We start from the raw sequence: 15,166 nt of genomic DNA, 5'->3' as shown, positions 1-15,166 counted from the left end.
ATATTATGTTGTAATTTTATCTTACCTAGTTAAGGATGGGAATAGAATGGATCAGTTACTAGCGCTCGATAATGAGGCCAATTTGGCCACAAGAGATAGGTTTATTCATGACCTATCGGCTCACAAGCAAAGTGGATTAGCTTGGGTAAAGAGCCACATAAGAGAGATCAATGAATGGGTAGACAATGACGGTGTAGCATTGCTTCGCGGTTTAAATATTGTGAGTACGAACCAATTTAGCAGCATTTTAGAAGCTATTTTTGGTGAACCATTGAGCCAATACGTGTACCGCTCTTCGCCGCGCACTGCATTGAGAAATAATGTCTATACCACAACGGAATATCATGCCGATCAGGTGATTTTGCAGCACAACGAAAACGCGTATTCCAATTGCTGGCCAATGAGAATGGGCTTTTTTTGTGTGGTGCCTGCAAAAACGGGTGGTAATACCCCACTGGCAGATAGTCGTGAAGTCTACAGAAAGCTTCCACATGCCCTTCGTGATAAGTTTGAAAACCTTGGTGTGATGTATGTCAGAAATTATGGTGATATCGATTTGCCATGGCAAGAAGTGTTTCAGACCCAAAGTAAGGAAGAAGTAGAGGCTTACTGCTGGAAGAATGACATTATTTTTGAATGGAAGTCGGATAATCATTTACAAACTAAGCAGATTAGACCTGCGGTAGCCACTCACCCGCAAACCAAAGAGAAGGTTTGGTTTAACCAAGCGCACTTATTTCATTGCTCCAGCATAGACAATCAAATGCCAGAGTCTATGCGCGAAAGTATCGGTTTGGATAGGTTACCTCGCAATGCCTATTTCGGAGATGGTACTGAGATTAGTGCCGAGGACATTGCAACAATCAACGAGGTATATGAGTCGGTAACGTTTGCATATCAGTGGCAGCGCAATGACATTATGTTGTTGGACAACATGTTATATACCCACGGTCGAGAAGCGTATACCGGGACCCGTAAAGTCTTGGTGGGGATGGCAAAAGCAGCGTATTAGCCATTGTAAAAAGCGAGAAGAGTTTTGTTAGTAGTAGAGAAGTTGGCAAATTAACTTAACAACTCTAAGGAAACAAAAAATGAACGGGCTTTATCAACAGCAACTGAGAGTCATATGCTTGTGTTGTCTTAGTATGCTTTTGACTGCGTGCTTTAATAACAGCGTGGCAAAAGACAATACCATCACGGCTGAACAAATTGAGAAATTTAAGCTCACGGTTAATGACTACTGCGACAAAATGGTATTTTTTGGCAGTATTTATGTCACCTCGGGTGAAAGCGTGGTGTATGAGGCCAACTGTGGACCACAAAACATTCAGTACAATGTTGCTAATACTTCGGATTCTAAGTATCGAATTGGCTCAAATACTAAAGAGTTTGCAGCGGCTATTCTGTTAAGAATGCTTGCTGGCAAGGATCTTAAAACAGAGACCATTGGTGATTACTTACTTTGGTATCCTAAAAATCAGTGTGCAGATGTATCTTTGCATAACTTATTGAGCATGTCCTCCGGCATTGACAATTATAGTGATAACCCAGAGGTTTATTTGAACTGGGGTTGGCGACCGTATTTATACGACGATACGCTTAACTTAAATGGCCCTGAAGGGTTTGGAAATCGTTTTTGTACATGCACAGAGCAAGACAATAAGCCCAGTTTCACACCAGGCTCTAAGTTTACCTACAGCAACTGCAATTACTATCTGATCGGCAATATTATTGAGCAGATTGCCGCTGGCAAACAAGGTGAAATAGACCCCAGCTTTTATTTTAGAAATATCGTAAAAGAGCAAATTTTAGATCCGCTCAGCATGACTGACAGTGGCGCATTCAACGCCATTGGTATTTATGAAAATATGACCACAGGGTATGTATTTGACGAAAACCAATATTTACCACTGACCACGGGCCGCCCGCCAGAAACTGGAGGCCCTGCACCTTATGAGCACATTTTTAAAAATCCATATAGCAATCCATTGGTACTTTATTCTGCGGGTGATATGTACTCTACGGTAAAAGATATGCATAAGTGGGATCAAGGTTTATATGGCGATACGATTTTAAATGCTGAGCAAAAAGAAATGGCATTTTCGCCTTATCAAAACACGCAAAATAGTGATGAATGTGAGTACTTTGGCTATGGTTGGTTTGTCACATACATCGACCCTAACCAATATGGCAAGGTAGCAAATTGTCCAGACGATCCTACCAGCACCAACCTCAATAAGTATGAAAAGTTCCTACAGTATTCTGGAAGTTACCCCTATTCATGGGTAACGAGCTTTTCGCGTTTGCTTGAGCGTGACCAGACGGTGATGGCATTTAGTAATTATCATAAAACCGGTTATGAGTCGGATTGTATAGCAGAAGAAATCCGTAACATTATTTTCTATAACGATCGTCATCGCACTGAGCAATGTCAGGAAGTATTGGACGGTGCAATAAACTAAGTAAATAGCATTATTAATTGGGCTGCCTGTAGTAGGGCATCAAAGAAGTAACGTGCTTTTGTCGGCCTATGATTAACACGAATTCCTGCTTTTTCAGATGAAATTGCAGCGATAAGGGCAAGTCAGTGACAATGAAAGCAGTATTAGTATTGTCCTGGTTTGGTGGGTTCAACAACTGTTTAAATCTACATCATAGAGGATGAATTATGACAGCGACAAAAACAGCAAAGGACGACAAGGCAAGTGAAGCAACTGCATCAGCTTCTGCTAGCGCATCAGCGACAGAGCAGTCTAGCACTGCAGTACAGGCAGAAGACCGAGCAGCCGTGGCGCAGATCATTGTTGATAAGTACTCTAAGTGGTCATTTGGCTCAGGGTTAATTCCCATTCCAGCCGTCGATTTAGTGGCTTTAACGGGTATTCAAATGAAGATGATTGGTGAAATTGCTAAGGTTTATGGCCAATCATATAGCGACAATAAACTGCGTGGCACGGTCAGTGCTGTGATCGGGGGGTCATTCCCGCAAACGCTTGGTGGAGCAGGCTTAAGCAGCTTCTTAAAAGCGGTACCGGTGATTGGAACTTTAAGTGCGATCGCATTTATGCCTGTGGTTTCTGCAGCATCTACTCATGCGGTAGGTAGCACCTTTATACGTCATTTTGAAAACGGTGGCACGCTAATCGACCTTAATCTCGCGAGCATTAAGGGTGATATTGCGGAAATTGCTGCTAAATATCGTAAAGACAAAGGTGATGCTAGCGCACAGCCGAGTGGAGCCACTGCACCATAGTAGTGGCTAATTCTAGATAAACCAGCAGGCTACCTGTTGGTTTATCTACGCAACATATGGACTTCTGAGGAGCATATTATGATTATCGCGTTGTATTTGGTGCTATGTATATTATCAGGATATTGGGGACGCAATACATTTGCAGGCCCTGTTGGCTTTTTTCTTATAGGTTTGTTTTTTACGCCGATTGTCAGCTTACTAATTTTATTACTGGCGCAGATGCGCCAACCTCAACAGGAAAGTGAGGACGACTAGCCACATAAAAAATAGATGCGCTAAACGAGCAAGGTTACCTTGAGTGACGTTGCCCATAACAACAATGATAAGAAAATTACAATGGTATTATACGATCTGATCAGTCGGAATATAAAAATTAAGAAAAGGACTTTCGTGGCGTTAGGCTGTATTTCTGGCTTGGCGAATGCGTTGGTACTTGCTTTGATTAACAATGTGTCTGAAAACATTTCAGATATTCACAAAGAAAACCATATTCTTTATTACCTAGTGCTGTTTATTCTTACTATTTCGATTTATGGTTTGACTCAGCAGCGCTTAATGACAAAAGCGGCCAAAATGGTTGAGAAAGCCATTGATAGATTGCGTGTTCAAATATTTGAAAGTGTGCGCCATACCGAGCTTTCAACATTAGAGAAAATCGGCAAGGAACGCATTTTCAATACACTGAGCAAAGAGTTGCAAACCATATCTCAGTCCGCCCAGCTATTTGTTATTATCGGACAGTCCATTAGCTTGGTATTTTTCACTTCTTTATACATTGCTTGGCATTCGTTTGTTGCTTTCTTAGTGATCTCAATACTCATTTTGATGGGAGCGAGTATTCACCGGCTACGCGCCAACGAAATTCAGCGCAATATGCAGTTATCTTTCGAGAGTGAAAATAAGCTGATTCAGCGTTTATCTGACCTACTTGACGGCTTTAAAGAGGTCAAGCTGAGCGTGCCGCGAGCGGATGATTTAGAGCATGAGTTTGTGATGGACTCAACGCGAGCCAAACGCGCTAAAACAACCACTCAAACCTTATTTGCCACCGACTTTGTGTTGTCGCAAATCACTTTCTTTGCTGCAACAGGGGCGATGGTTTTTATTGTCCCAAGTTTGTCTCATGTTTATACGGATGTAGTCATTAAAGTCACCACGGCCTCATTATTTTTAATTGGACCCATTACCAGTATTGTGGGCGGTATCCCTATATACACGACAGCGACGGAAGCTGCGCAAAACGTATTAGCACTGGAAGATGATTTGAAGCGTGAGTCCACGCAATCACATAATCAAGATCATGAACATGTTTCTCATGTACATGGCTTTGAAGAGTTACGCTTTGAGGGCGCGTATTACCAGCATGCCCATAAAGGTGGTGATAGGCCTTTCTTTGTAGGGCCCGTAGATCTCAATATCAAGCGTGGCCAAGTAACCTTTATTACTGGCGGAAATGGTAGCGGTAAAACCACCTTTATTCGCATGCTGACAGGTCTTTATGAATTACAAGCTGGACAAATTGTATTGGATGGTCAACCTGTTACAGAAAGTATAAGAGATGCTTATCGCAGCTTATTTACAGCCGTATTTGCCGACTTCCACTTGTTTAAACAGCTGTATGGTATCCACCACAATAGCCAAGAAGAGATTGACGACTGGCTTGCATTTTTGGAGATGAACACCAAAGTCAGTGTTAAAGACGGGGAGTTTAGTAGCATAGACCTCTCCACCGGCCAGCGAAAACGACTAGCACTATTGAGTACCATTTTAGAAAATCGACCAATTTACATCTTTGATGAGTGGGCAGCCGATCAAGACCCAATTTTTAGGCGCAAATTTTATGAACAAGTGCTACCTAAATTAAAAGAACGTGGTAATACGGTGATAGCCATCACCCATGATGACGCTTATTTCCACCTTGCTGATGTACACTTGAAAATGGTCGAAGGACAGTTAATGGAACACCATGAAGTTGAGGGTAAAGGAGTAACACCATGAACGTCATACTCCCTTCAGATATTACACTGACGATTATCATTAGCGCCATATTGGCGATTATTTTATCCAATTTACTTATGCGTTTGCTTAAACGCTACCAACCTAAGTTAAGGCGGCGGATTTTGTCGTGGCGCTTTCGTGCCGGATTAACCTTACTGATCAGTATTTTTATAGTAATCGCGCTGATCCCAGTAATATTTATTAAGGTGGATTCGGGGGAGGTCGGTGTACTTTGGAAGCGTTTTGCAGGTGGTACCTATTTAAAAGAGCCATTGCAAGAGGGGACTGTATTGGTATTCCCATGGGACACGCTCACAATTTATTCGAGTCGCTATCAAACAGCTCATACCAATGTGTATGCCATTACCAAAGAAGGGCTGAGGATCACGCTCGATATTACTGTGCGTTATCGCCCTGAAGTGGAGTATATACCATACTTGCATAAACTCGTTGGCCCCAATTATGTAGATGAAATTATCTTACCCGAAGTGAGTTCGGGTGTTCGCATGATTGTCTCTCAGTATGATGCTGAACAGGTATATGGTAATCAGCGAAAAGAAGTACAAGAGGAGTTGCTTGGTCAGGTGCTTAATGAGTTAGAACTCAAAGAAAAATCGATGTTACGTCAAGAAGCCAAAGACATGGCGGGGCATCACTTGGTAAACCTCGATGATGTATTGATAAAGCGTGTTGATTTGCCAGACAAAGTCCACACCGCAATTATTTCTAAAGTGAATCAAAACTACATTTTAGAAGAGTACAAAATGCGGGTTGAAGTCGCGAAAAAAGAAGCTCTACGCAAAGAAGAAGAGGCTAAAGGGATTGCATTATTCCAAGAAAAGGTCAGTGATGGTATCTCTGAAGCGTATTTAAAGTGGCGCGGTATTGAAGCCACGATAGAGCTTGCCAAATCAAATAATGCCAAAGTCGTCGTAATTGGCAGTGGTAAGGATGGCTTGCCGCTAATACTGAATACTGAAAGCAGTTTGACATCAGAAAATGCCCGCTTTAAAGAGACGCATAAACCCGGTGAACTCAAGTCTGAATTGGATGAGAAAGACGAGTATTTAAATAGCGTTGATAAGTATGGCCATAAAATAAAACCAGACCTTCGCCAACCAGATAAAACACTCACAGATCCCGCTTTACAAACTGGTGAGCCCATGGAGTATTTAAAGTAGAACCCAAAGCGCCTTTGCCATTGAGCGGGCGCTTTATTTTTTACACCGATAGGAGAGTGGCCAAAATACGTGTATTAAGCAACATAGTTCAGCTGTGCTATGGCTTTGTACTTGCTTTTAAGTAATATAAATCATGAGTTAAGGACATAGATACTTAAAAGCATCCAAAGGAGATACTATGAAAGTTTTATCCAAATTATCAGCGCAAAAAACGATACATAACTCAAAACAACCCTACATACCAAACCGTGAAGAGCTAAGCAAAGTATGTGGTGGCTCAGGAACGCATAAAGGCAAAGATCCCACAGAAGGAGAACCGGACAACGCAACAAGGTTCATTCCATAAGAGGCAGTTGAAACTGCTGATAAAAATTACGTCAAAGGTTCTACATCGGGTGTTATTCAATACTTGGTAGGGCCTTTAAAACACATCAATATGCTAAAGAACAACACAAAAATAAGCAGGATATGATTTATAACGAGAATATATAGAGATTAAGGAAAACGTTTGAAATTTGAATAGATTTAAAAAATGGTGGCCCCACCTGGACTCGAACCAGGGACCTACCGATTATGAGTCGGGTGCTCTAACCAACTGAGCTATAGGGCCATTTTTACGTGATTGTGTGAAAACAATCTTTTGAAGCGCTGGCAGTATATGAACTTTTTAGGCGCTTGTCACTAATAAAAGCTGAAAAATCTAGCTTATCTTGTTCAATTGATTAATAAAAAGGCAAATTGTTTAGTTCCTAATAAAGAAAAAGCCGGTTTTAACCGGCTTTTCACATTAACTTTGCCTTAAAGGCCTAGTTTCTTCTCCAGATAGTGGATGTTTGTACCACCATTTTGGAAGTTTTCGTCTGCTAGGATCTTTTGGTGTAATGGTGTGTTGGTCTTAATTCCATCGATCACCAGCTCGTTTAACGCGTTGCGTGCACGAGCGATAGCAACATCACGGTTTTCACCGTAAGTAATTAGCTTGCCAATCATTGAATCGTAGTGTGGTGGTACCGTGTAATCAGCGTAAATATGGCTGTCCCAACGAATACCTAAGCCACCTGCAGGGTGGAAACGTGTGATCTTACCAGGAGACGGGATAAACGACTCAGGATCTTCAGCGTTGATACGACACTCGATTGCGTGACCTTTGATAACAACGTCATCTTGTGTGATTGATAGAGGTTGACCGGCAGCAATTTTTAGCTGCTCTTTGATTAGGTCAACGCCAGTAACCATTTCAGTTACAGGGTGCTCTACCTGAATACGTGTATTCATTTCGATGAAGTAGAATTCGCCATTCTCGTATAGGAATTCAAACGTACCTGCACCACGATAACCGATTTCGATACACGCACGCGTACAACGGTCACCGATGAACTTACGCATTTCTGCAGTAATACCAGGCGCTGGCGCTTCTTCAACTACTTTCTGGTGACGACGCTGCATTGAACAGTCACGCTCACCTAGGTGAATTGCATTGCCTTGACCGTCAGCAAGTACCTGTACTTCGATGTGACGTGGGTTTTCTAGGAATTTTTCCATGTAAACCATGCCGTTGCCGAAGAACTGCTGTGCTTCAGTTTGCGTCAGTGCGATTGAATCTAGTAACTCTTCTTCTGAGCGAACAACACGCATACCACGACCACCGCCGCCGCCTGCTGCTTTGATGATAACAGGGTAACCGATGCGCTTAGCGATTTGGACGTTACGCTCGTTATCTTCAGTTAGTGGGCCATCAGAACCTGGTACACAAGGTACACCTGCTTTACGCATTGCTTCGATTGCAGAAACTTTATCACCCATTAGGCGGATAGTGTCGCCTTTTGGACCGATAAAGATAAAGCCGCTTTGCTCAACTTGATCAGCAAAGTCTGCATTTTCAGATAGGAAGCCATATCCTGGGTGGATTGCAACTGCATCAGTTACTTCTGCCGCAGCGATGATGCGAGGAATATCAAGGTAACTCTCAGACGCAGCTGGTTTACCGATACAAATTGTTTCGTCTGCAAGTAGAACGTGTTTAAGGTCACGGTCAGCAGTTGAGTGTACTGCAACCGTTTTAATCCCAAGCTCCTTGCAGGCACGCAATACGCGAAGTGCAATTTCACCTCGGTTTGCAATGACTACTTTATCTAACATAGTGTTTGCCTTCTTGGGAATTATTCGATGATGAATAGAGGTTGATCAAACTCAACTGGCTCGCCGTTCTCAACTAGGATAGCTTTAACAGTACCTGCCTTGTCAGACTCGATCTGGTTCATCATCTTCATCGCTTCAACGATACAAAGCGTGTCGCCAACATTAACTTTAGCGCCAACTTCAACATAAGCAGCTGCTGTTGGTGAAGATGCAGAGTAGAAAGTACCAACCATTGGAGACTTAACTTGGTGACCCGCTGGTGTTGCTGCTTCTGCTGCAGGTGCTTCAGCCGCTGGAGCCGCAGGTGCTGCTACTGGTGCCGCAGCAGGTGCTGGCACTGCGAATTGCTGAGGCTGAGCCATAACCGGTGCACTGCTGTGACGGTTGATACGTACTGACTCTTCACCTTCGGTGATTTCTAGCTCTGCAATACCTGATTCTTCTACTAGTTCGATTAGTTTTTTAATCTTGCGAATATCCATAACTTGGCCCGCCTGTTAGTTAATTTGAGTTATTTTGGTTGCGCAACTGGTCAATAGCTGCCAGTAATGCGGCATGATAGCCAGTTGCACCTAATCCACATATTACGCCCTTTGCCACATCCGAAAAATATGAGGTGTGGCGAAATGGCTCGCGTGCGTGCACATTAGAAATATGCACTTCGTAAAATGGGACGCTGATACTGAGCAACGCATCGCGCATTGCGATACTGGTATGTGTAAATGCGGCTGGGTTAATAATAATGCAGTCCACCTTGCCATAATGGTCGTGGATAGTATTAATCAGCTCAGCTTCACTGTTGCTTTGAAAATGAGTCAGCGTCACATCGTGTTGTTCTGCGCACTTTATCAGTGACTGCATTACCTCAGCTAAGGTTTGTGTGCCATATTTATCTGGCTCGCGTCGCCCTAACATATTCAAATTGGGGCCATTTAGTACTAAAACCTTAAAATTTGCTGACATAATGCGTGAAATTCCTTTAAATGGGAAATAAACCGACTTTTCGTCTTTTGCTTTGTCTAACTTAAGCGCTTGTGCGATAAATAGCAAATATTTCTCACGTTCGCGAACTATTATAGAGTGTTCGAGGTAAATAGCAGCAAAATACTGGTCTAATCAGAGATAAAGTGTCGCCTACTTGATGGCTAAACTCAAGTAGGCATGTGGAAGGGAAGGATATTTACTGGTAATCGCGCACTTTACGTAGGTGTTCTGCAAAGTCTTCTGCATTCATAAAGCCAGTTACGCGAAGTTCAGGGATTTCATTGCCGTCTTTGTCGAAGAACAGCATACTTGGCAATCCAAAGACAGTGAAATGGTCCATAATTTCAAAAGTTGTGTCATTACTCTCTGTTAAGTCGAGCTTCAATAATTCGAAATGCTGGAACTCTTTTTGTACTTCAGCTTCTGGGAAGGTGTACTTCTCGAACTCTTTACATGCGACGCACCAGTCTGCGTACAAATCAACAACCGCGATTTGGCCTTGTTGATTGGCTTTTGCAACTTCAGTATTTAAACCCTCTAGGCCTTCAATCAACCTAAACTTTTTCTCTTCTAGCTGCGAACTAACAACGGTAGTTTGAGAAACAGGTTGTTTGAAAAGAACTGACTGGGCCATAAGAAAAGCACTGACAAATAGCGTCATGGACATCGCCCATAAAATAGTTTTGCCTTTACCTTGTTGCTGACCGCTTTGCCAATAGTGCAGGTAAAGTGCTGTAGCAATGGCAAGCACAGATGCCAACATCACTATGATGTCAAAGTCTAAAATACGCTCTAATAGTATAAGTGGTACAAATAGCATTAAGAAGCCGAATAGGGTTTTCACTTGTTCCATCCAACCGCCGGCTTTGGGTAGCAATTTCCCACCAGATGTGCCAAGTAGAAGTAACGGTAGTCCCATTCCTAAGCTCAGTGCGTACAAAGTTAAGCCGCCCACAAGGTAGTCGCCACTTTGAGCAACATAAAGCAATGCAGCAGATAATGGTGCGGTGGTACACGGGCTAGCAATAAGGCCCGATAAAACGCCCATCATAAACACACCTGTATAATTGCCCCCTTTTTGTTGATTGCTGATCTCCGTCAACTTACTCATCATGCCACTTGGCAAACGTAGCTCAAACCAACCGAACATGGCAAAAGCTAAAATAATGAACAAGATACTAAAGCTGATTAGTACCGCAGGGTGCTGAATGTAGCCCTGTATATGACCGCCAAAATAGGCGACAACAAGGCCAAGAGCCGCATAGGTAACAGCCATACCTTGCACATATACAAATGAAAGAGAAAATGCTTTTTTAGTTGAGAGGTTTTTCTGCCCAGCAATTAGGCTAGACAAAATCGGAAACATTGGGAACACACATGGCGTGAATGCCAACAGCACACCCACTAAGAAAAATGCACTTAGGTTGGCAGCAAAGCTTTGTTGGGCTAAACGTTCATTGAATGACAATTCGCCATCATCTTTTTGTATCGGCTTTGAAACTGGCTCGCTCTGCTGCTTGGTATCGTGAGTGGTGGCTGGTGTGACCGCAGCAGCACCAGAGCTGCCAAATGCAGTTAATGGAATTTCGATAATTTCAGGCGGGTAACAGAGTCCAGCTTCGGCACAGCCTTGGTAGCGAATTTTTACCACCGCACCTTGGGCGACATTTGAAAGCTTAGACACCACAGAAAGTTCATCAAAATAGACTTCGGTACGACCAAAGAATTCATCCTCGATCATTTTGCCCTTCGCTAGCTCAGGGACTTTTATGTCAGCCTCCTTGCCTACAAACTCAAGTTTATGCTTATAAATGTAGTAACCAGGCGCTATGTCCCAGCCCGTAAATAGCACACTACCTTGTTGGTCAAAATCGAACTGAAAAGCTTGATCGACGGGTAAAAATGTCTGTTGTTTTGGCGCCAGTAAACTATCTAGCACATTATTATTGGCCTGAGCCTGAAAACTGCTGATAAAAAGCAGTGTGAAAAAAGAAAAAATGAGCGTCGTCAGTCGCATTAATTCAGTACCTCTTCCATCCAGTTAAAGTATTGTTGTGCACCATTGGTTATTTCTATGACCTGTACTTCAGGCACATCGTAACTATGCTCTGTTTGGATCACTTCAATGACTTCATTAACCAGTGCGGATTTTGTTTTGATCAGTAATTTAAATTCGTCACTTTGTGTAACTTCTCCTTGCCACATGTAGATTGACTCTAATTGGGGCAATATGTTCACACAAGCTGCTAATTTATTTAACACTAAATGCGCAGCTATATGCTTTGCATTATCTTTGCTATCACAAGTCGTCATGACCAATCTGTATGGAGTACTCATCGTATTTTGCCGACTATTCTGTTTTATCCATATAGTATCGAAAGACAACCGGGATCCCAAGGTGTGCTCGTTGAGTTGCATTTATATACTATGAACTTTCATTTTTGGTTTTACTCTAAACAACAAAGTGTTGTGCTGTACAAAGCCACATAAGAAAGCCAAAGAGTTATAGGATGCTGACTGTAAGCTTGAAATTAGACCTGAGAAGCCATACATCTATTTCAGTTTATTTGGAGAATCTATGTTTAAAGTTCTTTTTCTACTATTTATTGTTGTACCAATTGTTGAAATAGCATTATTAATTCAAGTTAGTGATGTCATTGGTGGGTTTGCGACAATCGCATTGGTTATTGCTACTGCAATCCTTGGCGCTAAGCTAGTTAAGCAACAAGGGCTTGGAGCTTATTCCAATGTACAAAGCCAGATGGCATCGGGCCAATTGCCGGGCCAGGATTTATTTACTGGGTTATGTGTGATCATCGCGGGTGTATTCTTAATGACACCAGGGATCATGACAGATGCTTTGGGTTTTATGTTATTGACCCCAGCGATTAGACAAAGGATTGCTAAGACCTTAATAGAGCAAGCCAGTGTAAAAATGAAAAGCTCAGCTCAAAGCAACATGTTTGGTCAAGGTTTTGGTCAACAACACACACATCAAGATGCACAAGCTCCCTTTGAAGGGCAGAAATATGATCCTTTTGAACGTAAAGCCCCTCAATCTGAGTCTCAGCCAACTACAACAATTGAAGGTGAATATAAGAGAAAAGATTAAAATTTTTTAATTTTTTCTCTTGGGTTTTAAATATCCACCCCCATCTAGAATTGCAAGTTAAGTTTTAATCCAGAGGGTCGCGTTTGAAGCCTCCTTTATAGAGGTCGCGGCTCACTCTGAATAGAAAGATTATTTCTGTCATTGTTCAGAAAAGTTAGGAGAACTAAATCTATGAACATTCGTCCTTTACATGATCGCGTTATTGTTAAGCGTCTAGAAGAAGAAACTAAATCTGCTGGCGGTATCGTATTGACTGGCTCAGCGGCTGAAAAATCAACTCGTGGTGAAGTTGTTGCTGTAGGTAACGGCCGCGTGTTGGACAGTGGTGAAGTAAGAGCACTAGAAGTAAAAGCAGGTGACACAGTACTTTTCGGTTCATACGTTGAAAAGACTGAAAAGATCGAAGGTCAAGAATACCTGATCATGCGTGAAGACAATATCCTAGGTATTGTTGAGTAAGCATTAGCTTGTAAAAAACAAAGTAGCTTTTAACTAAAAGAATTTAGAGGAATAAAAACATGGCAGCAAAAGAAGTTCGTTTTGCAGGTGACGCTCGCACAAAAATGCTTCAGGGTGTTAACGTATTAGCTGACGCAGTAAAAGTAACACTGGGTCCTAAAGGCCGTAACGTTGTACTTGATAAGTCATTCGGCGCACCAACTATCACTAAAGATGGTGTTTCTGTAGCGAAAGAGATTGAACTTGAAGACAAGTTTGAGAACATGGGCGCACAGATGGTTAAAGAAGTTGCGTCAAAAGCAAATGATGCAGCAGGTGACGGTACAACCACTGCAACAGTTCTTGCACAATCTATCGTAAACGAAGGTCTTAAGTCTGTTGCTGCGGGTATGAACCCAATGGACCTTAAGCGTGGTATCGACAAAGCAGTTGTTGCTGCTGTTGAAGAACTTAAAGCGCTTTCTGCACCATGTGCTGACACAAAAGCAATTGCACAGGTAGGTACTATCTCTGCAAACTCTGACAAAGAAATTGGTGACATCATTGCTGAAGCAATGGAAAAAGTAGGTCGTGAATCAGGCGTTATCACGGTTGAAGAAGGCCAATCGCTTGAGAATGAACTAGATGTTGTAGAAGGCATGCAGTTTGACCGCGGTTACCTATCTCCATACTTCATCAACAACGCTGAAAAAGGCCAAGTTGAGCTAGACAACCCACACATTCTACTGGTAGACAAGAAAGTATCGAACATCCGTGAACTACTTCCTACACTAGAAGGTGTTGCTAAGACAAGTAAGCCACTACTAATCATTGCTGAAGACCTTGAAGGTGAAGCACTTGCAACGCTAGTTGTAAACAACATGCGCGGTATCGTAAAAGTAGCTGCTGTTAAAGCACCTGGTTTTGGTGACCGCCGTAAAGCTATGTTGCAAGATATTGCTATCCTAACTGGTGGTACTGTGATTTCTGAAGAAATCGGTCTAGAGCTTGAAAAGGCAACACTAGAAGACTTAGGTACAGCTAAGCGCGTTGTTATCACTAAAGACGACACTACAATCATCGATGGTGTTGGTGAGCAGGCAGCTATCGACGGCCGCGTTTCACAAATCAAAGCACAAATCGAAGAAGCAACGTCAGACTACGACAAAGAAAAGCTACAAGAGCGCATGGCAAAATTGGCTGGCGGTGTTGCAGTAATTAAAGTTGGCGCAGCAACTGAAGTTGAAATGAAAGAGAAGAAAGACCGCGTTGAAGATGCATTACATGCAACACGTGCTGCGGTTGAAGAAGGTGTTGTACCAGGTGGTGGTGTTGCACTAGTTCGTGTTGCTAGCAAGATCGCAGGTCTTGAAGGTGACAACGAAGACCAAAACCACGGTGTTAAAGTTGCACTACGTGCGATGGAAGCGCCACTTCGTCAAATCGTTTCAAACGCAGGTGATGAAGCATCAGTGGTTGTTAATGCTGTTAAAGCGGGCGAAGGTAACTACGGTTACAACGCTGCAAACGGCCAGTACGACGACATGATTGAAATGGGTATCCTTGACCCAACTAAAGTAACGCGCTCTGCACTACAGTTTGCAGCATCGGTTGCAGGTCTGATGATCACAACTGAAGCGATGGTTGCTGAAATTCCAAAGGATGAGCCAGCTGCTGCACCAGACATGGGTGGCATGGGCGGTATGGGCGGCATGGGTGGTATGATGTAATAAACATCATCTCCTAAGCACTACACGCTTTAGAAAAACCCTAACATCTTGATGTTAGGGTTTTTTGTGTCTGAAAATTGCTAAAGCTTGATCTGGACCTCCCAGCTTTCACTAGACAGTTTTAACTCAGAAAAATATGCTTCCTCAAATTTAGCAGGTGAAACACTGCCTGTATGCGAGTGACGTTTTTTCGGATTGTAAAACATTTCTATAAAAGTAAATATCTCTGCTTTCGCATCATGGCGTGTTGAGTAAATCTTCCTGTTAATTATCCGCTTTTTAATCGTTGAAAAAAGCTTTCCGCAACGGCATTGAACTGCTTTAATTAAAC

Annotated in this window: 16 protein-coding genes and 1 tRNA gene; 10 read left to right on the top strand and 7 right to left on the bottom strand. The window is 42.5% G+C overall.

Features of this window, described 5'->3' with window-relative positions; translation table 11 throughout:
* Positions 1 to 46 precede the first annotated feature (46 nt).
* The 7 genes from N475_RS08605 (at position 47) to N475_RS25420 (ending at position 6,778) form a co-directional block, all read left to right on the top strand.
* The gene (locus tag N475_RS08605; RefSeq protein WP_063356320.1) at positions 47 to 1,012 is read left to right on the top strand and encodes a TauD/TfdA family dioxygenase; all 966 of its coding nucleotides are present in this window, start codon (positions 47 to 49) and stop codon (positions 1,010 to 1,012) included.
* A 79-nt stretch (positions 1,013 to 1,091) separates the two neighbouring features.
* Entirely contained in the window at positions 1,092 to 2,462 is a 1,371-nt protein-coding gene (locus tag N475_RS08600; protein ID WP_063365062.1) for a serine hydrolase domain-containing protein, read from the top strand.
* Between the two features lie 206 nt (positions 2,463 to 2,668).
* Positions 2,669 to 3,253, top strand: coding sequence for a YcjF family protein (locus N475_RS08595; RefSeq protein WP_063356322.1), 585 nt, complete (start codon positions 2,669 to 2,671; stop codon positions 3,251 to 3,253).
* A 78-nt stretch (positions 3,254 to 3,331) separates the two neighbouring features.
* A complete protein-coding gene (locus tag N475_RS25830; protein ID WP_169809459.1) occupies positions 3,332 to 3,508 on the top strand; it encodes a hypothetical protein in 177 nt (58 codons plus the stop codon).
* 81 nt (positions 3,509 to 3,589) lie between these two features.
* The gene (locus N475_RS08590; RefSeq protein ID WP_063356323.1) at positions 3,590 to 5,251 is read left to right on the top strand and encodes a cyclic peptide export ABC transporter; all 1,662 of its coding nucleotides are present in this window, start codon (positions 3,590 to 3,592) and stop codon (positions 5,249 to 5,251) included.
* On the top strand, positions 5,248 to 6,432 hold the full coding sequence (locus N475_RS08585; protein WP_063356324.1) for a prohibitin family protein: 1,185 nt from the start codon (positions 5,248 to 5,250) through the stop codon (positions 6,430 to 6,432). Before N475_RS08590 ends, N475_RS08585 begins: the two co-directional genes overlap by 4 nt.
* 178 nt (positions 6,433 to 6,610) lie before the next feature.
* Positions 6,611 to 6,778 (top strand): hypothetical protein, encoded by a 168-nt coding sequence (locus N475_RS25420; protein ID WP_155730863.1) that lies wholly within the window; start codon positions 6,611 to 6,613, stop codon positions 6,776 to 6,778.
* Between the two features lie 187 nt (positions 6,779 to 6,965).
* On the opposite strand, the gene N475_RS08580 is transcribed toward N475_RS25420, so the two are convergent.
* From N475_RS08580 to cutA, 6 genes are all read right to left on the bottom strand, one after another.
* A tRNA-Ile gene (locus tag N475_RS08580) sits at positions 6,966 to 7,042 on the bottom strand.
* 188 nt (positions 7,043 to 7,230) lie between these two features.
* A complete protein-coding gene (gene accC / locus N475_RS08575) occupies positions 7,231 to 8,571 on the bottom strand; it encodes an acetyl-CoA carboxylase biotin carboxylase subunit (RefSeq protein ID WP_063356325.1) in 1,341 nt (446 codons plus the stop codon).
* Between the two features lie 20 nt (positions 8,572 to 8,591).
* Positions 8,592 to 9,053 carry an acetyl-CoA carboxylase biotin carboxyl carrier protein gene (gene accB / locus N475_RS08570; RefSeq protein WP_063356326.1) on the bottom strand — a complete coding sequence of 154 codons (462 nt, stop codon included), beginning with the start codon at positions 9,051 to 9,053 and terminating at the stop codon, positions 8,592 to 8,594.
* Between the two features lie 19 nt (positions 9,054 to 9,072).
* A complete protein-coding gene (gene aroQ / locus N475_RS08565) occupies positions 9,073 to 9,534 on the bottom strand; it encodes a type II 3-dehydroquinate dehydratase (protein ID WP_063356333.1) in 462 nt (153 codons plus the stop codon).
* Between the two features lie 217 nt (positions 9,535 to 9,751).
* Positions 9,752 to 11,572 carry a protein-disulfide reductase DsbD gene (locus N475_RS08560; protein ID WP_063365061.1) on the bottom strand — a complete coding sequence of 607 codons (1,821 nt, stop codon included), beginning with the start codon at positions 11,570 to 11,572 and terminating at the stop codon, positions 9,752 to 9,754.
* Positions 11,572 to 11,892 (bottom strand): divalent-cation tolerance protein CutA, encoded by a 321-nt coding sequence (gene cutA, locus N475_RS08555; RefSeq protein ID WP_063356328.1) that lies wholly within the window; start codon positions 11,890 to 11,892, stop codon positions 11,572 to 11,574. The genes N475_RS08560 and cutA overlap by 1 nt, the downstream gene beginning before the upstream one ends.
* Before the next feature lie 241 nt (positions 11,893 to 12,133).
* On the opposite strand from cutA, the gene N475_RS08550 reads away from it, so the two are divergent.
* From N475_RS08550 to groL, 3 genes are all read left to right on the top strand, one after another.
* On the top strand, positions 12,134 to 12,667 hold the full coding sequence (locus N475_RS08550) for an FxsA family protein (RefSeq protein ID WP_063365060.1): 534 nt from the start codon (positions 12,134 to 12,136) through the stop codon (positions 12,665 to 12,667).
* A 171-nt stretch (positions 12,668 to 12,838) separates the two neighbouring features.
* Positions 12,839 to 13,126 carry a co-chaperone GroES gene (locus N475_RS08545; protein ID WP_063356330.1) on the top strand — a complete coding sequence of 96 codons (288 nt, stop codon included), beginning with the start codon at positions 12,839 to 12,841 and terminating at the stop codon, positions 13,124 to 13,126.
* A gap of 59 nt (positions 13,127 to 13,185) precedes the next feature.
* Positions 13,186 to 14,835: a chaperonin GroEL gene (groL, locus tag N475_RS08540; RefSeq protein ID WP_063356331.1), complete on the top strand. Its 1,650-nt coding sequence runs from the start codon at positions 13,186 to 13,188 to the stop codon at positions 14,833 to 14,835.
* Positions 14,836 to 14,915: 80 nt separating this feature from the next.
* On the opposite strand, the gene N475_RS08535 is transcribed toward groL, so the two are convergent.
* Positions 14,916 to 15,166: IS3 family transposase (locus N475_RS08535; protein ID WP_155730864.1), on the bottom strand; the 251-nt coding region annotated here is incomplete at its 5' end.

It is taken from the genome of Pseudoalteromonas luteoviolacea DSM 6061, assembly GCF_001625655.1.
In the GTDB taxonomy this organism is placed as follows: domain Bacteria; phylum Pseudomonadota; class Gammaproteobacteria; order Enterobacterales; family Alteromonadaceae; genus Pseudoalteromonas; species Pseudoalteromonas luteoviolacea.
Note: the sequence above shows the minus strand (reverse complement) of the source record. Positions and strands in the feature narration are given on the sequence as shown.

Excerpts from the sequence above, each read along its gene's own strand:
- N475_RS08605 (WP_063356320.1), top strand. The coding sequence starts at position 47 with ATGGATCAGTTACTAGCGCTCGATAATGAGGCCAATTTGGCCACAAGA.
- N475_RS08600 (WP_063365062.1), top strand. The coding sequence starts at position 1,092 with ATGAACGGGCTTTATCAACAGCAACTGAGAGTCATATGCTTGTGTTGT.
- N475_RS08595 (WP_063356322.1), top strand. The coding sequence starts at position 2,669 with ATGACAGCGACAAAAACAGCAAAGGACGACAAGGCAAGTGAAGCAACT.
- N475_RS25830 (WP_169809459.1), top strand. The coding sequence starts at position 3,332 with ATGATTATCGCGTTGTATTTGGTGCTATGTATATTATCAGGATATTGG.
- N475_RS08590 (WP_063356323.1), top strand. The coding sequence starts at position 3,590 with ATGGTATTATACGATCTGATCAGTCGGAATATAAAAATTAAGAAAAGG.
- N475_RS08585 (WP_063356324.1), top strand. The coding sequence starts at position 5,248 with ATGAACGTCATACTCCCTTCAGATATTACACTGACGATTATCATTAGC.
- N475_RS25420 (WP_155730863.1), top strand. The coding sequence starts at position 6,611 with ATGAAAGTTTTATCCAAATTATCAGCGCAAAAAACGATACATAACTCA.
- accC (WP_063356325.1), bottom strand. The coding sequence starts at position 8,571 with ATGTTAGATAAAGTAGTCATTGCAAACCGAGGTGAAATTGCACTTCGC.
- accB (WP_063356326.1), bottom strand. The coding sequence starts at position 9,053 with ATGGATATTCGCAAGATTAAAAAACTAATCGAACTAGTAGAAGAATCA.
- aroQ (WP_063356333.1), bottom strand. The coding sequence starts at position 9,534 with ATGTCAGCAAATTTTAAGGTTTTAGTACTAAATGGCCCCAATTTGAAT.
- N475_RS08560 (WP_063365061.1), bottom strand. The coding sequence starts at position 11,572 with ATGCGACTGACGACGCTCATTTTTTCTTTTTTCACACTGCTTTTTATC.
- cutA (WP_063356328.1), bottom strand. The coding sequence starts at position 11,892 with ATGAGTACTCCATACAGATTGGTCATGACGACTTGTGATAGCAAAGAT.
- N475_RS08550 (WP_063365060.1), top strand. The coding sequence starts at position 12,134 with ATGTTTAAAGTTCTTTTTCTACTATTTATTGTTGTACCAATTGTTGAA.
- N475_RS08545 (WP_063356330.1), top strand. The coding sequence starts at position 12,839 with ATGAACATTCGTCCTTTACATGATCGCGTTATTGTTAAGCGTCTAGAA.
- groL (WP_063356331.1), top strand. The coding sequence starts at position 13,186 with ATGGCAGCAAAAGAAGTTCGTTTTGCAGGTGACGCTCGCACAAAAATG.